The organism is Amnibacterium flavum (assembly GCF_003097495.1).
Lineage (GTDB): Bacteria > Actinomycetota > Actinomycetes > Actinomycetales > Microbacteriaceae > Naasia > Naasia flava.
This window is the reverse complement of the sequence record NZ_QEOP01000002.1, coordinates 885,701-904,484: the sequence shown is the minus strand read 5'-3', so window position 1 is coordinate 904,484 and position 18,784 is coordinate 885,701. Positions and strand designations below refer to the sequence as shown.

Genomic DNA, 18,784 nt, shown 5'->3' with positions numbered 1-18,784 from the left:
CCGATCCTGCGAAGGGGCCCCGCCGGTGATCCGGCGGGGCCCTTTCTCGTTCGAGGCTCCAGGGCAGGGCTCTCGGAGCCGGCGGGTCTCGATACGCGCCGGGGGCGCGACTCGACTGAGACCCCGCGGCCCGGTCACGCCCAGCGGGGTTCGTCGCCTCCCAGCGCTCGGGCGCCCGACGCTGCGAAAGTGACGCCGTCGATCGACAGCGGCACCCGGATCCGGCGCGCGGGACCCCAGGCCGTGTCCTCCACCTCGTCCGCGAAGAGTTCGCTTCGGGGTCGATCGAATCCCCCGTGCTCCCCCGCGCCGGGCCGGTCGAGCAGCAGTTGCGCTGTCCGTGCCAGCGAGAGACGCGCCGCGCGTCCCGTACCCGTCTCCCGGCGGCAGGCCAAGGCACTGAGCAACGCGGCCGCCATCAGATAGCCGGTCGCCTGATCGTTGGCTTGGACGGGCAGCGGAACCGGCTTGTCGGCGCCGGTGGTGATCATGCCGGCGTGGGCGATGCCGGTGCTCATCTGGATGAGACTGTCGAACCCGCGCCGAAGCGACAGCGGACCGTACCAGCCGTAGGCATCGAGGGTGACATCGACAAGCCCCGGCCGGATGGCCTGCCGCTTCCAGAGCCCGAAACCCAGATCTTCGAGCGCACCGAAACGGTACCCGTGCACGATGGCATCCGCGGAGGCGAGAAGACCGACGAACGCCGCCCGCCCCGCGTCGGTCGTGAGGTCGAGCCGAGCGGACCGCTTGCCCAGCATCACCTCGGGGATGACCCCCTCGTTCCACTCAGGAGGGTCGATGCGCACCACATCCGCCCCGAGCAGCGCGAGGAAGCGGGTCGCGACGGGCCCGGCGAGCACACGCGTGAGGTCGAGGACCCTGACCCCCGCCAGCGGCCGGGTCGGAGTCCCCCAGGCACGCTCCTCTGCCCCGGAGTGCAGGTCGCGCCACTCGATGACGGGCTGTCTGCTAACCGCCCTGCCTCCGAGGCTGTGCGCCCACTCGTCAGCTGTCTTCATCACCGCGGCGCAGCCTCCCGCCTCGACGACCGCGTCCTCCAGGTCTGCGCCGGTCCATCGCGACACCGCGGCCCGCACCGCCTCAGCCGACTCCGTGACACCGAGGACGGTCAGCGCCGCAGCTCGGTGTCGCGGGGCGTTCGCGTGGATCCGGATCCAGCCGTCGAGGGTCGAATAGTCGCCGGACACGGCATCCCACACCGGCGGCAGCTCCCAGCCGATCGGGTCCAGAGTCATTCCGAACCAGGTCGATGCCAGCTGCCGATCGACCGTCACCTCCGACGCCCCGCTCAGCCGGGCTGCGGCCAGACCAGCCGAGGCTATGGCAGCCGTTGCGAGCTCGGACACCGGGAAGGCACCGGGCAGTCCGCCCTGCGTCTCCAAGACGAGCATGGAGGCGTCCACCCCGGGCAGGGCGTCGCGGATCTCGCTCAGAAGCTCCTGCTCCGTCGACGTCATGTCCGCTCCCCACCTGTTCCGTCCGGGCCCCGTCACACGAGCGGTTTGACAGCCTGGATCGTGTACGTCAGCGGTGCGACTCCTGCGCGCGCACCCAGAGCCCATTCTCCGCCGGACCGCTCGACCATCTGTCCGGGCAGGGCTTCCCACGGGACCGAGTCGTGCTCCACCAGGGTCGTCAGCACGAGGCCCGCGTCGAGGAGCGCGGTCACGACCTCGCCGATGCCGTGGTTCCACTCGTAGGTCTTCGTCGCGGTCAGCGGTCGGTCGGTCTCGACGTAGCTGCTGTCCTGATCCCAGACGAGCGGCTCGGCCTGCTCGAAGTACGGGAATCGCGGGTGCAGATCGTCGTCGAGGCGCTCGTCGAGCGTGAACAGCAGAGGATGCCCCTCGCGGATGTGGAGCCTGCCCCCGGGAGCGAGCAGCTTCGCGACGACGCCGGCCCAGCGGGTGACGCTCGGCAGCCAGCAGAGGGCTCCGATCCCTGTGTAGACGAGGTCGAAGGATCCGCCCACGAGGACCTCGTCGGCCGAGTAGACGTCGGACTCGACGAAGACGACGTCGTCCCCCGTCTCCGCCACGAGTGCCCGCGCCTCCGCGACGGCGACGGACGAGAAATCCAGTCCTGTCACGCGGGCGCCGAGCCGAGCGAGCGAGAGGGTGTCGGTGCCGATGTGGCACTGCAGGTGCGCCGTGCGCAGGCCCTGGATGTCGCCGAGCCTCGGCAGGTCGAAGCGGACCACATCGGACAGCAGATCCGGGTCGTCGATGTAGCGCTGCACGAGATACCCCGTGCCGTTCCGGGCGGCGTGCATCGACGCTCTGTCATCCCAGTTGGCCCGGTTGGTGTCCAGATACTCCTGCATGGCCCGCTCTCCTCGCTCCGGTGTGCTGCTCCCCCGTGCGATGGCGAGCCGACCAGATTATCCGAAGCGATCCCCGTCCGGGAAGACCGCCGGGCATACGGAGGAGCCCCGCCATCCGGAGACGGCGGGGCTCTTCTGGCGTCCGAGCTGAGGCGAGCTAGATCGCGAAACCGATGGCGCGCATCATCTCGCGGCCGTCGTCGGTGATCTTCTCGGGACCCCACGGCGGCATCCACACCCAGTTGATGCGGAACCGCTCGGCATGCCCGTCGAGAGCCTGTGCGGTCTCGTCCTCGATGACATCGGTGAGCGGGCAGCCGGCCGAGGTGAGCGTCATCGAGATGATGAGCGCGTCGTTCTCCTCGTCCCATGCCAGGTCGTAGATCAGACCGAGGTCGACGACGTTGACGCCGAGCTCGGGGTCTACGACGTCCTTGAGCGCCTCGGTGAACTCCTCGTAGCGCGCGTCGCTCAGGGAGACGGGCATCAGACCGCCGCCGTCAGGAAGCGGTCGTAACCCTCATCCTCGAGCTGCGACGCGAGCTCGGGGCCGCCCTCTTCCGCCACGCGACCGGCGACGAAGACGTGCACGAAGTCGGGCTTGATGTAGCGGAGGATGCGCGTGTAGTGGGTGATGAGCAGGATGCCGAGGTCGGTGCTCTGGTGAGCGCGGTTGACGCCTTCGGACACGATCTTCAGCGCGTCGACGTCGAGACCGGAGTCGGTCTCGTCGAGGACGGCGAACTTGGGCTTGAGCAGCTCGAGCTGGAGGATCTCGTTGCGCTTCTTCTCGCCGCCGGAGAAGCCCTCGTTCACGTTGCGCTCGGCGAAGGACGAGTCCATGCGGAGCTTCTCCATCGCTCCACGGACCTCTTTGATCCAGGTGCGGATCGCGGGCTGCTCGCCGTCGATGGCGGTCTTCGCGGTGCGGAGGAAGTTCGAGTTCGTGACCCCGGGGATCTCGACCGGGTACTGCATGGCGAGGAAGAGGCCCGCCTTGGCGCGCTGGTCGACGGTCATGTCGAGAACCTGCTCGCCGTCGAGCGTGATCGAGCCGCTGTCGACCGTGTACTTCGGGTGACCGGCGATCGCGTACGCAAGGGTCGACTTGCCCGAGCCGTTGGGGCCCATGACCGCGTGGATCTCGCCCTTGTTGATGGTGAGGTCGACGCCGCGCAGGATCTGCTTGGTGCCCTGATCGGTGTCGACGCTGACGTGCAGGTCTTCGATCTTGAGTGTTGACATCGGATGTTCCTTACGGAGTTTGCGTTGTGCGGAGAGAGTGGACGACGTCAGGCGTCGACGGTGCGGGGAGTGGGGTCGATCCAGACGTCGCCGTCGACGACGGTGACCTCGAAGACCGGGACCGGCTCGTAGGCCGGAAGGGTGAGCGGCTTGCCGGTGGTGAGCTCGAAGCGCGAGCCGTGGGCCCAGCATTCGAGCGTGGGCCCCACCGACCCATCGGAGGAGGGAGCGTCTTCGACGAAGCCCTCGGACAGCGAGATGTCTCCGTGCGTGCAGGTGTCGCCGATCGCGTGGACGACGCCGGCGCTGTCCTTCACCACGGCGATCGCGATGCCGTCGAGGACGACCCGCTTCGCCTGGTCGACCGAGATCTCATCGGAGGGGCCGATGTTCACCGCGGCCATCAGGCACCGACCGCTGAGGGACCGGCCAATTCGGCCTCGATGGCGTCGTGGAGGCGCTCCTCGAGAGCGGGAGACCCGATCTTCTGGACGATCTCGACCAGGAAGCCGCGCACGACGAGGCGCCGTGCCTGCTCCTCGGAGATGCCGCGGGAGCGGAGGTAGAACAGCTGCTCGTCGTCGAAACGACCCGTCGCGCTCGCGTGGCCGGCACCCAGGATGTCGCCCGTCTCGATCTCGAGGTTCGGGATGCTGTCCGCACGCGTGCCGTCGGTGAGGACGAGGTTGCGGTTCTGCTCGTAGCTGTCGGTGCCCGATGCGTCGGGTCCGATCAGGACGTCGCCGATCCAGACGGAACGGGCGCCCTGGCCCTGGAGTGCTCCCTTGTAGTTGACGCGCCCCTTCGTGTTGGGGGCCTTGTGGAACATGAACACCTGCTGCTCGAGATGCTGTCCCGCGTCCGAGAAGTAGATGCCGAGCAGCTCGCCCTCGGCGCCCGGCTGGCCGAGCGTGACCGACGGGTTGACCCGGACGATGCTGCCGCCGAGCGAGACGACCACGTGCTTGAGGTACGAGTCGCGGCCCACCGATCCGAAGTGGGTGGCGAGGTAGCGCGCATCGTCGTCGAAGTCCTGCACGGTGACGAGTGTCAGTCGGGCGGAGTCCCCGACGATGATCTCGACGTTCTCGCTGAGTGTCGCAGCCCCCGAGTTGTCGAGCACGACGACCGCGTTGCTGAACGGTTTGGCCTCGATGATCGTGTGAGCACCGCGCGCTCCGGAACCGAAGGACGAGCGATCGACGGTCAGCTCGACGAGCTCCTCGCCCGAGATCGTGATCGCGAGCGCCTCGCCGAAGGTCGACCAGGCGTTCGCCGACGACTTCTCCTCGGGGATGCCCGCCAGGCCGATGCGCTCGTCCGAGCGCGGCACCCATGACACGTCGATGCCGGGAACCGTCGCCGCGGCGAACTCGTAGCGTCCGCCGTCGAGCTCGCCCGCGATGAGGTCGCCGATCCTGTCGACGGGGGTCAGCTTCCAGTTGCCCTCTCGACCGGTCACCTCGGGATAGTCGGCGACGTCAGCCGAGGTGAAGCGCGCGTTCCGGGTCTGCACCGGGACGTCGCCGTGCCGAGTCGTCGCATCGGAGATGATGGACGGACGGGTGCCCGTGCCGGTCACCTCGACCGCGGTATCCCCTTCGGGCGTGCTGAGATCGGTTACTTCGTCGCTCACGTCAGCCGACACTGCCTTCCATGCCCATCTCGATGAGCTTGTTGAGCTCGAGGGCGTATTCCATCGGGAGTTCGCGTGCGATGGGTTCGATGAACCCTCGCACGATCATGGCCATCGCCTCGTCTTCGGGCATGCCGCGCGACATCAGGTAGAACAGCTGCTCCTCGCTGACCTTCGACACGGTGGCCTCGTGGCCGAGCTGCACATCGTCGACGCGGATATCGATCGCCGGGTAGGTGTCACTGCGGGAGATGGTGTCGACCAGCAGGGCGTCGCAGCGGACGGTGTTCGCCGAGTGGTGCGCGCCCGCGTCGACGCGGACCTCGCCACGGTAGCCGGCTCGACCACCGCCGCGGGCGATCGACTTCGACACGATGGAGCTCTGTGTGTAGGGCGCCATGTGGATCATCTTCGCGCCGGCGTCCTGGTGCTGGCCGGGGCCGGCGAAGGCCACGGAGAGGGTCTCGCCCTTGGCGTGCTCGCCGACGAGGTAGATGGACGGGTACTTCATCGTCACCTTGGAGCCGATGTTGCCGTCGATCCACTCCATGGTCGCGCCCTCATGGGCGATGGCGCGCTTGGTGACCAGGTTGTAGACGTTGTTCGACCAGTTCTGGATGGTCGTGTAGCGCACTCGCGCGTTCTTCTTGACGATGATCTCGACGACCGCGGAGTGGAGGGAGTCGCTCTTGTAGATGGGAGCCGTGCAGCCCTCGATGTAGTGCACGTAGCTGCCCTCGTCGGCGATGATCAGCGTGCGCTCGAACTGGCCCATGTTCTCGGTGTTGATCCGGAAGTAGGCCTGCAGCGGGATGTCGACGTGCACGCCGGGAGGCACGTAGACGAACGACCCGCCCGACCATACGGCCGTGTTCAGGGCCGCGAACTTGTTGTCTCCGGACGGGATGACCGTGCCGAAGTACTCCTTGAACATCTCGGGGTGCTCACGCAGAGCCGTGTCGGTGTCGAGGAACAGGACACCCTGCTGCTCGAGGTCCTCGCGGATCTGGTGGTAGACGACCTCGGACTCGTACTGAGCCGCGACGCCGCCGACGAGGCGCTGACGCTCCGCCTCGGGGATGCCCAGCTTCTCGTACGTGTTGCGGATGTCCTCGGGGAGGTCCTCCCACGTCTGCGCCTGCTTCTCGGTGGAGCGGACGAAGTACTTGATGTTGTCGAAGTCGATCTCGGAGAGGTCGGCGCCCCACGTGGGCATCGGCTTGCGTTCGAAGATCTGAAGCGCCTTGAGGCGGTTCTTGCGCATCCACTCGGGCTCGCTCTTGATATCCGAGATGTCGGCGACGACCTCGGGCGAGATCCCACGGCGCGCACCCGTACCGGCTGCGTCGTCGTCGGACCAGCCGAATTCGTACTGGCCGAGACCTTCGAGCTCTGGGCGGTCGATCAAGACGTCGGACATGGCTACCTCTTCTTCCTCGTCTTACGTTCCTCTTCAAGGCAACCGCGCCGGAGGCTGCGGCATTCCGCCCCTGGGAGGCTTCTGTCCGTTCTTCGCGGACTGGGCCGTTTCGGCTGTTCAGGAACCCGGACCTAAACTGGATTGTCGCCCGGCAACCTGAGTTCCCGTCGACACGCACTGTTCCCGTCGACACGCACTGCGGTATGTCGTTCCACACACGTCGACGTGCTCCGGCGCTCGTCGCGCGGATCGCGCGAACCCCGAAATTCTACAGGGGATCACCCCCTGAGGCGAAAGGCACCAGTGACTGCAGGGCCGTCGACGACGGAGACCACGACGCCGAGTCTTCGCGACAGGCTTCTGCCCACGACGATCACACGGTGGACCCGAGGTCTCGGCTGGGCAACTCTCGTCTCTCAGATCGCCATCGTCGGAACGGGAGGCGCGGTTCGGCTGACCGGATCCGGGCTGGGCTGCCCCACCTGGCCTCGGTGCACCGCGGACTCCTACGTCGCCGTCCCCGAGATGGGTGTGCACGGGATCATCGAGTTCGGCAACCGCATGCTCACCTTCGTCCTCGTCCTCGTCGCCGTGCTGACCTTCCTCTCGGTGATCCGCACCCGCGCGACCGGGCGCGGACTCGTGCTTCCGGCTTTCCTCGTGGGTCTCTACATCCCCATCCAGGCGGTGATCGGCGGCATCACCGTGCTGACGGGCCTCAACCCGTACATCGTCGGACTGCACTACCTCGCCTCCATCGTGATCGTCTCCTTCGCCGCGTGGTACGTGTGGCGCATCTACTTCGACCGGCGCGACCGCCGTTCCGTCTCGCCGCGCTGGCTCTCGGTGACGGTCGGGGCAGCAGCTGTCGCCACTGCGGTCACGCTGTGCGTCGGTGTACTCACGACCGGATCAGGGCCGCACGCCGGAGACTCCGGGGCGAGCCGCAACGGGCTGGACGCCGAGCTGCTGCAGCACCTGCACAGCTACCCGGCCTACGCGCTCCTGGCCCTCACCATCGCCGTCGTCGCCGGGGCCCGGTACATCCGCTCGCCGCTCGTGCTGCGCTGGTCCTCGGCCCTCCTGGGGGTGCTGATCGTCCAGATCGTCGTCGGAATCGCCCAGGCGCGACTCGGACTCCCCGAGATTCTCGTGGGAATCCACATGGTCGTCGCCTGCTGCGTCGCCGCAGCGATGACAGCCACCTGCCTCGCGCTCCGCCAGCCGGCGACGGTCCTCGCCTCCCCGTACTCCGCTCCCCCGGTCGAGGTCGCAGAGAAGGCCTAGGCGCTTCTCGACCTTCACTTCGCTGCGCTCAGTGGGCGGGACCACATCGACAGGCGGCTCCGAGCATCCGTTGGGTTCGCGGCGCTCAGCTGGTGGGACGCGGTGCATCCCCGTCCATTGAGCGGAGCGAAATGAGCGCGCCGAGCCCTAGCTCAGCTCAGTGCGGCGCGGATGATCAGAAGGGCAGCAGCGGGTCGATCGCGACGGCGAGGAACAGCAGCGTCAGGTAGGTGATCGAGGCGTGGAAGACGCGCATCGGGCGGGGCTCCTCGCCCCGGATGGCGAGCCCGTAGAGGCGGTGCGTCTCGTAGATGAACCAGATGCCCGACCCGGCGGCGGTGGCGGAGTAGACGATGCCCATGCCGGCCACGGGGATGAGCAGCAGGGAGCAGGCCACGGTGGCCCACGCGTAGAGGATGGTCTGGAGCCCGACGACCTGGCGGCTGCGCACGACGGCGAGCATGGGGACGTGCGCGGCGGCGTAGTCGTCCCGGTACTTCATCGACAGCGGCCAGTAATGCGGGGGCGTCCAGAGGAACACCACCGCGAAGAGGATGAACGGGGCCCAGGTCAGAGAACCGGTCACGGCCGACCAGCCGATGAGGACCGGGAAGCAGCCCGCGATGCCGCCCCAGATGATGTTCTGCTCGGTACGGCGCTTGAGCCACAGGGTGTAGACGACGACGTAGAAGAGGATCGCGGCGACCGAGAGCGCGGCGGCCACCCAGTTCGTGAAGATCAGGAGCCAGACGGTCGAGACCGCCGCGAGCACCCAGGAGAACACGAGCGCCTCGCGGGGAGTCAGCTCCCCCGTCACCAGTGGTCGCTTCTTCGTCCGGTGCATGACGGCGTCGATGTCGCGGTCGATGTAGCAGTTGAAGGCGCTGGCCGCCCCCGCGCTCATGGAGCCGCCGATGAGGGTCGCGACCACGAGCCAGAGGTTCGGGATGCCGTTCTGGGCGAGGATCATGACCGGGGCGGTCGTGACCAGGAGCAGCTCGATCACCCGCGGCTTCGTCAGGGCGACGTAGGCGCGGGCCTTGGCTGCGAAGCCGAGGCGTGCGCGGTCGCGGAGGGGGCTCTCGCCTGCTGTGCTCTGGTTCTCGGTCGCGGTGCTCACTGGCGTCGATCCTATCCGCTGGTCGCGCAACCCGACGGCTCCGGGCCCTCACCTCGCCGCGCCGGACAGATTTGCAGCTGGCGAGAACAATCCCGACACAAGACGGAGGTCGCGGTCGGGGCGCGTCTCTATACTTGACGAGGCCCCTTTGTGGGGCTCAGACAACTTCATGACGAAAAGGGGCTACCCGCACGTGCCTGACCTCCAGTGGGAACCGATCGACAACAAGGCGGTCGACACCGCCCGCATCCTGGCCGCTGACGCCGTGGAACAGGCCGGCAACGGTCACCCCGGCACGGCCATGAGCCTCGCGCCGGCCGCTTACCTCCTCTTCCAGAAGGTCATGCGCCGTGACCCGAGTGACAACGAGTGGATCGGTCGCGACCGGTTCATCCTGTCGAGCGGACACGCGTCCCTCCTCCAGTACGTCCAGTTCTACCTGGGCGGCTACGGCCTCGAGCTCGACGACCTCGAGCACCTCCGCAAGTGGGGCTCCAAGACTCCGGGTCACCCCGAGTACGGCCACACCGACGGGGTCGAGATCACGACCGGTCCCCTCGGCCAGGGCCTCGCGTCCGCTGTGGGCTTCGCCTACGCCTCGCGATTCGAGCGCGGTCTCTTCGACCCCGACGCCGAGGTGGGCACCAGCCCGTTCGATCACTTCGTCTACGTCATCGCCGGCGACGGCGACCTCCAGGAGGGCGTCACCAGCGAGGCCTCCTCCCTCGCGGGCCACCAGAAGCTCGGCAACCTGGTCGTCATCTACGACAGCAACCAGATCTCCATCGAAGACGACACGAACATCGCCTTCACCGAAGATGTGGCGAAGCGCTACGAGGCGTACGGCTGGCAGGTGCTGACGGTCGACTGGAAGAAGACGGGCGAGTACGTCGAGGACGTCGCCGAGCTCAACGCCGCCATCGAGGCCGCCAAGGGCGAGACCGACCAGCCGTCGCTGATCATCCTCAAGACGATCATCGGCTGGCCCTCGCCGAAGAAGCAGAACACCGGCAAGATCCACGGCTCCGCCCTGGGCGCTGACGAGCTGCGAGGCGTCAAGGAGGTTCTCGGCTTCGACCCCGAGAAGAACTTCGACGTCGAGCCCGCCGTCATCGACCACACCCGCAAAGCGGTCGAGCGCGGTCAGGCCGAGCACGCCGAGTGGCAGAAGGGCTTCGACGTCTGGGCGGACGCCAACCCCGAGCGCAAGCAGCTGCTCGACCGACTCCTGGCCAAGGAGCTCCCCGCCGGGCTCGAAGAGGCGCTCCCCGTCTTCGAAGCGGGCAAGGACGTCTCCACCCGCGCCGCATCCGGCAAGGTCATCAACGCGATCGCCGCGGTCATGCCCGAGCTCTGGGGCGGTTCAGCCGACCTCGCCGAGTCGAATCTCACGACCATCACCGACGCGCCGTCGTTCATCCCGGAGGAGTGGTCCACCCACGAGTTCTCCGGCAACGAGCACGGTCGAGTGCTCCACTTCGGCATCCGAGAGCACGCCATGGGCTCGATCCTCAACGGCATCGTGCTTCACGGCAACACCCGCCCCTTCGGCGGCACCTTCCTGATCTTCAGCGACTACATGCGCCCGCCGGTGCGTCTCGCCGCCCTGATGAAGGCACCGACGATCTACGTGTGGACGCACGACTCCATCGCACTCGGAGAAGACGGCCCCACCCATCAGCCCATCGAGCAGCTCACCGCTCTCCGCGCCATCCCCGGTATGGACGTCGTCCGTCCCGCCGACGCCAACGAGACCGCGTGGGCGTGGAAGACCATCCTCGAGCGTCGTGAAGGCCCGGCCGGACTGGCGCTCAGCCGCCAGAACCTGCCCGTCTTCGCGCGCGGCGACGGCGAGGCCACGGGCGACACCTTCGCCCACGCCCGCGGAGTCGCCAAGGGTGCCTATGTGCTCGCCGAGGCGCCGAATGGAACACCCGATGTGATCCTCCTGGCAACGGGTTCCGAGGTGCAGATCGCCGTCGCCGCTCGCGAGGACCTCGCGGCCGAGGGCATCAACGCCCGGGTCGTGTCGGTGCCGTCGCTCGAGTGGTTCGCCGAGCAGAGCCCCGAGTACCGCGAGTCGGTCCTCCCGGCCGCTGTCAAGGCGCGCGTCTCGATCGAGGCGGGTATCGCACTGAGCTGGCGCCCCTGGATCGGCGACGCCGGTCGCAGCGTCTCGATCGAGCACTTCGGTGCCTCGGCCGACTACCAGACGCTTTACCAGAAGTTCGGCTTCACCAAGGAGGCTGCTGTCGCGGCCGCGAAGGAATCGCTGGCCGCTCTCTGAGCGACCGAGCGACCGATAAAGATCGAGGGATCATGACTACACCCGCTTCCACCACCACGCCCACCGCCGAGCTGTCCGCCGTCGGCGTCAGCATCTGGCTCGACGACCTGTCGCGCGAACTGCTCAACAGCGGTGCTCTGCAGAAGCTGATCGACGAGAAGAACGTCGTCGGCGTCACCACCAACCCGACCATCTTCGCGTCGGCCCTCGCCAAGGGCGAGGCCTACGACGAGCAGGTCCGCGAACTCGCGGCCGCCGGGGTCGGCGTCACCGACGCGGTCTTCGAGATCACCACCTCCGACGTCGCACACGGCTCGAAGGTGTTCCGTCCCATCTACGACTCGACCGACGGCTTCGACGGTCGCGTCTCGATCGAGGTCGAGCCGGGTCTCGCTCACGACACCGAGGGCACCATCGCCGCGGCGAAGGCGCTCTGGGCCAAGGTCGATCAGCCCAACGCGATGATCAAGATCCCCGGCACCAAGGCGGGTCTCCCCGCCATCACCGAGGTCATCGGATCCGGCATCAGCGTCAACGTGACCCTGATCTTCGGTCTCGAGCGCTACCTCGAGGTCGTCGACGCCTACCTCGCCGGACTCGAGAAGGCTCAGGCCGCGGGCATCGACCTCTCGACCATCCACTCGGTCGCCTCGTTCTTCGTGTCGCGTGTCGACACCGAGATCGACAAGCGTCTCGACGCCGTCGGCACCGAGGAGGCGAAGGCGCACAAGAGCAAGTCGGGCATCGCGAATGCCCGCGTCGCGTACCGTGCGTTCCAGACCGTCTTCGCGGAGGAGCGTGCGACCGCACTGCTCGCAGCGGGAGCCAACAAGCAGCGTCCGCTCTGGGCCTCGACCGGAGTCAAGGACCCGAGCCTGCCCGACACCCTCTACGTGACCGAGCTCGCGGTCGCCGACACCGTCAACACGATGCCGGGCAAGACCCTCGAGGCGACGTTCGACCACGGCGTCATCGAAGGCGACCAGGTCACGAACCACTACGCCGACGCCGACGCGGTACTCGAAGCCCTTCCCGGCTTCGGCATCGACCTCGCCGAGGTCACCGAGCTGCTCGAGAAGGAGGGCGTCGAGAAGTTCATCGTGTCCTGGAACGAGCTGCTCGACACCGTGAAGAACGCCCTCGAAGGCGCTAAGTGAGCGTTCAGATCGAGGCCGGCGGCGACGCGGAGAAGGCGATCGAGCGGGTAGTCCCCCAGCTCGTCGCCGACCGCGTCGCCTCCGGCATCACCGCCCAGGACCCCGACCTCTGGGGTGAGGCCGCGATCGACGAAGCGTCGAAGCGCCTCGGCTGGACGGAGGCCGTCGCGCTGTCCCGCCCCCTGGTCGCCGAGATCGAGCAGCTCCGCGAGGAGCTGCTCGCGCAGGGCCTCGATCATGTCGTGCTGGGCGGGATGGGCGGCTCGTCGCTCGCCCCCGAGGTCATCACCCGCACCGCGGGTGTCGAACTCACCGTGCTCGACTCGACCGATCCCGGTCAGGTGCTCGACGCGATCAGCGACCGCCTCTCGCAGACCGTCGTCGTGATCTCGTCGAAGTCCGGTTCCACCGTCGAAACCGACAGCCAGCGCCGCGCCTACGAGAAGGCCTTCGCCGACGCGGGCATCAACCCGCTCGAGCGGATCATCGTCGTCACCGACCCGGGATCGCCTCTCGATGCGTCGGCACGTGAGACCGGTTACCGCGTCTTCAACGCAGACCCCAACGTCGGCGGTCGCTTCTCTGCTCTGACCGCATTCGGTCTTGTCCCCTCCGGGCTGGCCGGCGCCGACATCGGAGAGCTGCTCGACGAGGCCGAGGCGATCCTGATCTACCTCGCCTCCGACCAGCCCGAGAACCCCGGCCTCATCCTCGGCGCGGCGATCGCGGGCACCGATCCGCTGAAGGACAAGCTCGCCATCCTCTCCGACGGCACCCACATCGTGGGCTTCGCCGACTGGGCCGAGCAGCTGGTCGCCGAGTCGACGGGCAAGGACGGCAAGGGCCTTCTCCCCGTCGTGCTCGACAAGGAATCGCCAGAGCTCTCCGAGCGCCTCAAGGACGTCCAGGTCGTCCGCCTCGTGCGCGACGCGAGCCGCATCTTCCATGAGCGACAGCTCGGGGAGGGCGACATCGTCATGAGCGGTTCGCTCGGCGGGTCGATCATGACGTGGGAGTACGCGATCTCGGTGGCGGGACGCATCCTCGGCATCAACCCGTTCGACCAGCCCGATGTGGAGTCGGCCAAAGTGGCTGCACGCGGGCTCCTCGACGCACGTCCCGAGCCGACGCCGCCTGCATTCACCGCGGACGGCATCGAGGTCCGCGGCGACGCGTCCCTCCTCTCGGGTGTCAGCACGGCCGCCGATGCGGTCGAGGCTCTCCTCGGCACGATCGGTCCGGACGGCTACCTGTCGATCCAGGCCTACGTGAACCGCAACGCCTCGCCGCAGCTGGCCGATCTGCGCGACCTGCTCGCGCGGCGCGCCGGTCGCCCCGTGACCTTCGGCTGGGGACCCCGGTTCCTGCACTCCACGGGTCAGTACCACAAGGGCGGTCCCGCGGACGGTGTCTTCCTCCAGATCACGGCCGACTCCCCCGTCGACCTCGAAATCCCCGGGCGTCCGTTCACATTCGGGCAGCTCATCCAGGCGCAGGCGACCGGGGATGCGACGGTGCTCGCCGAGCACGGCCGCCCGGTCCTCCGCCTGAACCTCACCTCGGATGCGGCGACGACGGCGCTCCTCGATCTGTTCGCATCATGACCGCTTCGGCGATCACTATTGAGGAGTTGCTGTGCCGGTAGAGATCTCACCGGGTTTCAACCCGCTGCGCCTGCCATCCGACCGTCGTCTGAACCGCATCGCGGGTCCGAGCAGTCTGGTGATCTTCGGCGTGACGGGCGACCTGTCGCGCAAGAAGCTGATGCCCGCCGTCTACGACCTGGCCAACCGCGGCCTGCTTCCCCCCGGGTTCGCCCTGGTGGGTTTCGCCCGTCGCGACTGGGAGGACCAGGACTTCGAGAAGGTCGTCTACGACGCCGTCAAGCAGTACGCGCGGACGCCCTTCGACGACGATGTGTGGAAGCAGCTCGCCCAGGGCATCCGCTTCGTCTCCGGCACCTTTGATGACGACGCGTCGTTCGAGGAGCTCCATCGGGTGATCACCCAGCTCGACGAAGAACGCGGCACCGGGGGCAACCACGCCTTCTACCTGTCGATCCCGCCGAAGTCGTTCCCCATCGTCACGGAGCAGCTGCGGCGCTCCGGACTCGCCGACCAGGTCCCCGGACAGTGGCGGCGTGTCGTGATCGAGAAGCCGTTCGGCAGCGACCTCAAGACGGCTCGGGAGCTGAACGACGTGGTCGAATCGGTCTTCCCGGCCGATTCGGTGTTCCGCATCGACCACTACCTCGGCAAGGAGACGGTCCAGAACATCCTGGCCCTCCGCTTCGCCAACCAGCTCTACGAGCCCATCTGGAACGCCAACTACGTCGACCACGTGCAGATCACGATGGCCGAGGACATCGGCGTCGGTGGGCGCGCGGGGTACTACGACGGCATCGGCGCGGCGCGCGACGTCATCCAGAACCACCTTCTGCAGCTTCTCGCCCTCACGGCGATGGAGGAGCCGGTCTCGTTCGACGCCCGCGATCTGCGCGCCGAGAAGCAGAAGGTGCTCTCCGCGGTCCGTCTGCCCGCCGATCTCGGTAAGTCCACGGCGCGCGGTCAGTACGCCGGCGGATGGCAGGGCGGCGAGAAGGTTCTCGGCTTCCTCGAGGAAGACGGCATGAACCCCGAGTCGACCACCGAGACCTATGCCGCGATGCGACTCGACATCGCCACCCGTCGCTGGTCGGGCGTGCCGTTCTACCTGCGGGCCGGCAAGCGCCTCGGCCGCCGCGTGACCGAGATCGCCGTGATGTTCAAGCGCGCCCCGCAGTACCTGTTCGAGGAGAGTCAGACGGCGACCCTCGGCCAGAACGCGCTCGTGATCCGCGTCCAGCCCGACGAGGGCGTCACCATCCGCTTCGGCTCCAAGGTGCCGGGTGCCGGCATGCAGGTGCGCGATGTGACCATGGACTTCGGTTACGGCCACGCCTTCACCGAGGCGAGTCCCGAGGCGTACGAGCGACTCATCCTCGACGTGCTCCTCGGCGACCCGCCGCTGTTCCCCCGCCACGAGGAGGTCGAGCTCTCCTGGAAGATCCTCGACCCGATCGAGGAGTTCTGGGCCACCCAGGGACAGCCCGATCAGTACCGTCCGGGAACCTGGGGTCCCGAGTCGGCAGACGACTTGATGGCCCGTGACGGCCGAAGCTGGAGACGCCCGTGATCGTCGACCTTCCGAACACAACCACCGCGGGGATCTCCAAGACCCTCGTCAAGATCCGTGAAGAGGGCGGCGCCGTCGCCCTCGGCCGGGTGCTGACCCTCGTCATCGACACCGAGTTCGGGCACGAGGAGGAAGCGATCGAGGCGGCGAACGACGCGTCTCGAGAGCATCCGATGCGGGTGATCGTCGTCGCGCACAGCGCCGACATCTCGGACGACGTGCCGGCGCGCCTCGACGCGCAGATCCGCGTCGGTGGAGACGCCGGGGCGAGCGAGGTCATCGTGCTCCGCGCGGTCGGCGCGGCTGCCTCCGACGAGGAGAGCCTCGTCACGGGTCTCCTGCTCCCCGACGCACCCGTCGTCGCCTGGTGGCCCGGTGCGGCGCCCCAGGTGGCGTCTCAGGCCTCGGTCGGGGCGATCGCCCAGCGGCGCATCACCGACGCCTCGTCGCAACCCGATCCTCTCGCCTACCTGCGACACCTCGCCGCGACCTACGCGCCGGGTGACACGGACTTCGCCTGGACCCGCCTGACGCTGTGGCGCGCCCAGTTGGCGGCGGTGCTCGATCAGCCGCCGTTCGAGCCCGTCATCGGCGTCGAGGTGCACGGCGCAGCCGACTCCCCGTCCACCGCACTTCTCGCGGCGTGGCTCGGGCTGCAGCTCGAGGTCCCCGTGGCGCACGAGGTGTCCGACCGTGCGACCGGGTCCAGCGGCATCCACGCGGTACGGCTGATCCGTCGTTCCGGCATCATCGAACTGGATCGCCCCGAGGGCAATGTCGCGACGCTCGTCCAGCCGGGCCAGCCGACGCACGACATCTCCCTCCCCCGTCGCAGCCTCCGCGACTGCCTCGCCGAGGAGCTGCGCCGGCTCGACCCCGACGATCTCTACGGAACCGTCATCCGGGAGGGCATCTCGCGTCTGCACGGGCCGATGGAGAACGTCACCGAGACACCCATGTCGGTGACGATAGGCTCGTAACCGTGACTAATGCGCGTCGTGTCCTCGTCCACCCCGATAGCGACGCACTGATCGGGTCGGTCGCAGCACGCTTCATCACGAAGACGATCGATCTCCTCGACGAGTTCGACGAGATCAACATCGTCCTCACCGGTGGAACCGTCGGCGGTGCGACCCAACGAGCAGTGCGCGACTCGGCCGCCCGCGACTCCGTCGACTGGACACGTGTGCACTTCTGGTGGGGTGACGAGCGCTTCGTCCCGGCCGGACACCCCGACCGCAACGACGTGCAGGCCCGCGAGGCCCTCCTCGACGCTCTGCCGACGCCCGAGTCGAACATCCACGCGTTCCCCGCGAGCGACGAGATCCCCGACATCGACGAGGCGGCGGCAGCCTATGCGGCCGAGCTGCGCGATGCCGCCCCGCACGACGCGCTCTATCCGCGGTTCGACATCACCTTCCTGGGCGTCGGACCCGACGGCCACATCGCGTCGCTGTTCCCGAACCGCGACATCACCAACACGGGTGCTGCGACGGTCATCCCCGTGCTGAACTCCCCGAAGCCGCCTCCCGAGCGTCTCAGCCTGACTCTCCCCGTGATCAACTCATCGGACCGCATCTGGGCTGCCCTCGCCGGCGCCGACAAGGCTCCCGCGCTCGGTCTCGCGCTGGCAGGTGCTACGGCGAACGAGGTTCCCGTTGCGGGCGTCCAGGGACGCCGCAGGACCGTGTTCTTCGTCGACCAGGCTGCTGCCGCACAGGTACCCGAGAACCTCATCGCCTCGACCTACTGACGTCGGTCGCGGTCGGCGGCCCAGGGTCAGGCCGATTGAGTCTGCGCTTGGGAGAGGCGCACCATGTTGCCGGACGGGTCTCGGAAGGCGCAGTCCCTGGGGCCCCAATCCTGTTCGATGGGCTCCTGGAGCACCTCGGCGCCCGTCGCCCTGACCCGTTCGAATGCGGCGTCCAGGTCGTCCGTGCTGAAGACCAGCATCGGCAGGACACCCTTGGTCAGGAGTTCCTGAAGCGCATCGCCGTCGGCCTGCGACCTGCCGGCGTGGGGAACCGAGAGGGTGATGCCGAGCCCCGGCTGCGCGTCACTGCCGAGCGTCACCCAGCGGAAGTCGCCGGAGGCGACGTCCATCACGACGTCGAGCCCCAGTGCGCGGTAGAAGACGATCGACTCGTCGACGTCGTTGACGGAGATGTTGCAGAACTGGAGTGTGGTGGTCATGACGACGACACTATTGACCCGCCAACGTCTGCGCTTCTCCGATCCTGCTCGATGGCGAAGCCGCGTTCCGGATGGGGCGGGTGTTCGTCTTCGCGACGCAGCTCGGCATCGCCCGCACCGCGGGGTGCTCACGCCTCTGGTAGGAGCTCGGGGACTCTCCCATGACCTCCGCGAACTTCGCACTGAACGATCCCAGCGACGTGCAGCCGACCGCCATGCATGCCTCGGTGACCGTGTGCCCCTCTCGGAGAAGAGCCATCGCCCGCTCGATCCTGCGCGTCATCAGGTAGCTGTACGGCGTCTCCCCGTACGTCGCCCGGAAACGGCGGGAGAAATTCGACGGCGACATCAGGGCCCGGGCGGCCATCGTGGGGACATCCAACGGCTTCGCGTAATCGCGGTCGATCAGGTCTCGCGCGCGACGCAGATGCGTCAGCAGTTGAAGATCCTGGGGTGTCATGGAGACGACGGTGGTCCGGAGGTCGTCCGGATGCCAGCCGATCAGGCCTCGCCGCTCCGAACGCTACGCGTTCTGGGCAGGGACCTTCCCGCGGCGGACGCGGAGCTGGTTGAGGGCGTCCTCGAGAAGCTGCTCCGCCTCTTCGGCGGTGCGGCGCTCCTTCACGTACGCGAGGTGCGTCTTGTACGGCTCGGTCTTGCCGACCGCGGGAGGGTTCTCCTTGTCGCGCCCGGCGGGGAGCCCGCTCGAGGGCGAGTCGATCGTCTCGGGGATCTCGTTGTCGGGAACGTTGGCCGCGAAGTAGCGAACGGTCTCGTTGCCGAGGGCATCCCAGTAGGAGACGGCGACACGCTCGGCGTGGAAGCCGTGGTCCTGCTCGCCCATGGGGCCCGCGCCGACACGCGAGCCACGAATAGCACTACCGCCAGAAGCCATTACTGTCCCGATTCATCGAAAGG

The 18,784-nt window shown here is 67.8% G+C and carries 18 protein-coding genes; 7 read left to right on the top strand and 11 right to left on the bottom strand.

The window, feature by feature from the left end; genetic code table 11:
- Positions 1 to 134 precede the first annotated feature (134 nt).
- The 7 genes from DDQ50_RS11940 to sufB all read right to left on the bottom strand — a co-directional run bounded on the left by DDQ50_RS11940 (position 135) and on the right by sufB (position 6,648).
- The gene (locus DDQ50_RS11940; RefSeq protein WP_116756932.1) at positions 135 to 1,481 is read right to left on the bottom strand and encodes a CoA transferase; all 1,347 of its coding nucleotides are present in this window, start codon (positions 1,479 to 1,481) and stop codon (positions 135 to 137) included.
- 32 nt (positions 1,482 to 1,513) lie between these two features.
- Positions 1,514 to 2,347 (bottom strand): class I SAM-dependent methyltransferase, encoded by an 834-nt coding sequence (locus DDQ50_RS11935; protein WP_116756931.1) that lies wholly within the window; start codon positions 2,345 to 2,347, stop codon positions 1,514 to 1,516.
- A 157-nt stretch (positions 2,348 to 2,504) separates the two neighbouring features.
- Complete coding sequence (locus DDQ50_RS11930) at positions 2,505 to 2,834, bottom strand: metal-sulfur cluster assembly factor (protein ID WP_116756930.1); 330 nt, start codon at positions 2,832 to 2,834, stop codon at positions 2,505 to 2,507.
- Entirely contained in the window at positions 2,834 to 3,592 is a 759-nt protein-coding gene (gene sufC, locus DDQ50_RS11925) for a Fe-S cluster assembly ATPase SufC (RefSeq protein ID WP_116756929.1), read from the bottom strand. Before sufC ends, DDQ50_RS11930 begins: the two co-directional genes overlap by 1 nt.
- A 47-nt stretch (positions 3,593 to 3,639) precedes the next feature.
- Positions 3,640 to 3,996, bottom strand: a complete 357-nt coding sequence (locus DDQ50_RS11920; RefSeq protein WP_116756928.1) for a non-heme iron oxygenase ferredoxin subunit — start codon at positions 3,994 to 3,996, stop codon at positions 3,640 to 3,642.
- Entirely contained in the window at positions 3,996 to 5,174 is a 1,179-nt protein-coding gene (sufD, locus tag DDQ50_RS11915; RefSeq protein ID WP_377940300.1) for a Fe-S cluster assembly protein SufD, read from the bottom strand. Before sufD ends, DDQ50_RS11920 begins: the two co-directional genes overlap by 1 nt.
- Positions 5,175 to 5,229: 55 nt before the next feature.
- Positions 5,230 to 6,648 (bottom strand): Fe-S cluster assembly protein SufB, encoded by a 1,419-nt coding sequence (gene sufB / locus DDQ50_RS11910; protein WP_116756927.1) that lies wholly within the window; start codon positions 6,646 to 6,648, stop codon positions 5,230 to 5,232.
- Positions 6,649 to 6,951: 303 nt separating this feature from the next.
- Here sufB and DDQ50_RS11905 point away from each other — a divergent pair, with 303 nt between their 5' ends.
- Positions 6,952 to 7,935, top strand: a complete 984-nt coding sequence (locus DDQ50_RS11905) for a COX15/CtaA family protein (RefSeq protein WP_240614352.1) — start codon at positions 6,952 to 6,954, stop codon at positions 7,933 to 7,935.
- A 175-nt stretch (positions 7,936 to 8,110) separates the two neighbouring features.
- On the opposite strand, the gene DDQ50_RS11900 is transcribed toward DDQ50_RS11905, so the two are convergent.
- Positions 8,111 to 9,055: a heme o synthase gene (locus DDQ50_RS11900; protein ID WP_116756926.1), complete on the bottom strand. Its 945-nt coding sequence runs from the start codon at positions 9,053 to 9,055 to the stop codon at positions 8,111 to 8,113.
- Positions 9,056 to 9,224: 169 nt separating this feature from the next.
- Here DDQ50_RS11900 and tkt point away from each other — a divergent pair, with 169 nt between their 5' ends.
- Genes tkt through pgl form a run of 6 tightly spaced genes read left to right on the top strand, consistent with a single transcriptional unit; the run spans position 9,225 to position 17,426 of the window.
- Positions 9,225 to 11,342, top strand: coding sequence for a transketolase (gene tkt, locus DDQ50_RS11895; RefSeq protein WP_377940123.1), 2,118 nt, complete (start codon positions 9,225 to 9,227; stop codon positions 11,340 to 11,342).
- A 32-nt stretch (positions 11,343 to 11,374) separates the two neighbouring features.
- Positions 11,375 to 12,499 carry a transaldolase gene (gene tal / locus DDQ50_RS11890; RefSeq protein ID WP_116756924.1) on the top strand — a complete coding sequence of 375 codons (1,125 nt, stop codon included), beginning with the start codon at positions 11,375 to 11,377 and terminating at the stop codon, positions 12,497 to 12,499.
- Positions 12,496 to 14,103 (top strand): glucose-6-phosphate isomerase, encoded by a 1,608-nt coding sequence (locus tag DDQ50_RS11885; RefSeq protein WP_116756923.1) that lies wholly within the window; start codon positions 12,496 to 12,498, stop codon positions 14,101 to 14,103. The genes tal and DDQ50_RS11885 overlap by 4 nt, the downstream gene beginning before the upstream one ends.
- Positions 14,104 to 14,134: 31 nt before the next feature.
- Positions 14,135 to 15,673, top strand: a complete 1,539-nt coding sequence (gene zwf, locus DDQ50_RS11880; protein ID WP_116756922.1) for a glucose-6-phosphate dehydrogenase — start codon at positions 14,135 to 14,137, stop codon at positions 15,671 to 15,673.
- Positions 15,670 to 16,653 (top strand): glucose-6-phosphate dehydrogenase assembly protein OpcA, encoded by a 984-nt coding sequence (locus DDQ50_RS11875; protein ID WP_116756921.1) that lies wholly within the window; start codon positions 15,670 to 15,672, stop codon positions 16,651 to 16,653. Before zwf ends, DDQ50_RS11875 begins: the two co-directional genes overlap by 4 nt.
- A 2-nt stretch (positions 16,654 to 16,655) precedes the next feature.
- A complete protein-coding gene (pgl, locus tag DDQ50_RS11870; RefSeq protein WP_116756920.1) occupies positions 16,656 to 17,426 on the top strand; it encodes a 6-phosphogluconolactonase in 771 nt (256 codons plus the stop codon).
- 26 nt (positions 17,427 to 17,452) lie between these two features.
- Here the strand turns inward: pgl and DDQ50_RS11865 are convergent, their stop codons facing one another.
- The 3 genes from DDQ50_RS11865 to DDQ50_RS11855 form a co-directional block, all read right to left on the bottom strand.
- Entirely contained in the window at positions 17,453 to 17,866 is a 414-nt protein-coding gene (locus DDQ50_RS11865; RefSeq protein WP_116756919.1) for a VOC family protein, read from the bottom strand.
- 10 nt (positions 17,867 to 17,876) lie between these two features.
- The gene (locus DDQ50_RS11860) at positions 17,877 to 18,326 is read right to left on the bottom strand and encodes a helix-turn-helix transcriptional regulator (protein WP_116756918.1); all 450 of its coding nucleotides are present in this window, start codon (positions 18,324 to 18,326) and stop codon (positions 17,877 to 17,879) included.
- A gap of 63 nt (positions 18,327 to 18,389) precedes the next feature.
- Positions 18,390 to 18,761: an RNA polymerase-binding protein RbpA gene (locus tag DDQ50_RS11855; protein WP_116756917.1), complete on the bottom strand. Its 372-nt coding sequence runs from the start codon at positions 18,759 to 18,761 to the stop codon at positions 18,390 to 18,392.
- Positions 18,762 to 18,784: the final 23 nt, after the last annotated feature.

Bases quoted from the DNA above. Each gene is read 5' to 3' on its own strand.
- DDQ50_RS11940 (WP_116756932.1), bottom strand. From the start codon at position 1,481: ATGACGTCGACGGAGCAGGAGCTTCTGAGCGAGATCCGCGACGCCCTG.
- DDQ50_RS11920 (WP_116756928.1), bottom strand. From the start codon at position 3,996: ATGGCCGCGGTGAACATCGGCCCCTCCGATGAGATCTCGGTCGACCAG.
- tkt (WP_377940123.1), top strand. From the start codon at position 9,225: ATGACGAAAAGGGGCTACCCGCACGTGCCTGACCTCCAGTGGGAACCG.
- DDQ50_RS11855 (WP_116756917.1), bottom strand. From the start codon at position 18,761: ATGGCTTCTGGCGGTAGTGCTATTCGTGGCTCGCGTGTCGGCGCGGGC.
- sufB (WP_116756927.1), bottom strand. From the start codon at position 6,648: ATGTCCGACGTCTTGATCGACCGCCCAGAGCTCGAAGGTCTCGGCCAG.
- DDQ50_RS11865 (WP_116756919.1), bottom strand. From the start codon at position 17,866: ATGACCACCACACTCCAGTTCTGCAACATCTCCGTCAACGACGTCGAC.
- DDQ50_RS11860 (WP_116756918.1), bottom strand. From the start codon at position 18,326: ATGACACCCCAGGATCTTCAACTGCTGACGCATCTGCGTCGCGCGCGA.
- DDQ50_RS11930 (WP_116756930.1), bottom strand. From the start codon at position 2,834: ATGCCCGTCTCCCTGAGCGACGCGCGCTACGAGGAGTTCACCGAGGCG.
- DDQ50_RS11935 (WP_116756931.1), bottom strand. From the start codon at position 2,347: ATGCAGGAGTATCTGGACACCAACCGGGCCAACTGGGATGACAGAGCG.
- sufC (WP_116756929.1), bottom strand. From the start codon at position 3,592: ATGTCAACACTCAAGATCGAAGACCTGCACGTCAGCGTCGACACCGAT.
- tal (WP_116756924.1), top strand. From the start codon at position 11,375: ATGACTACACCCGCTTCCACCACCACGCCCACCGCCGAGCTGTCCGCC.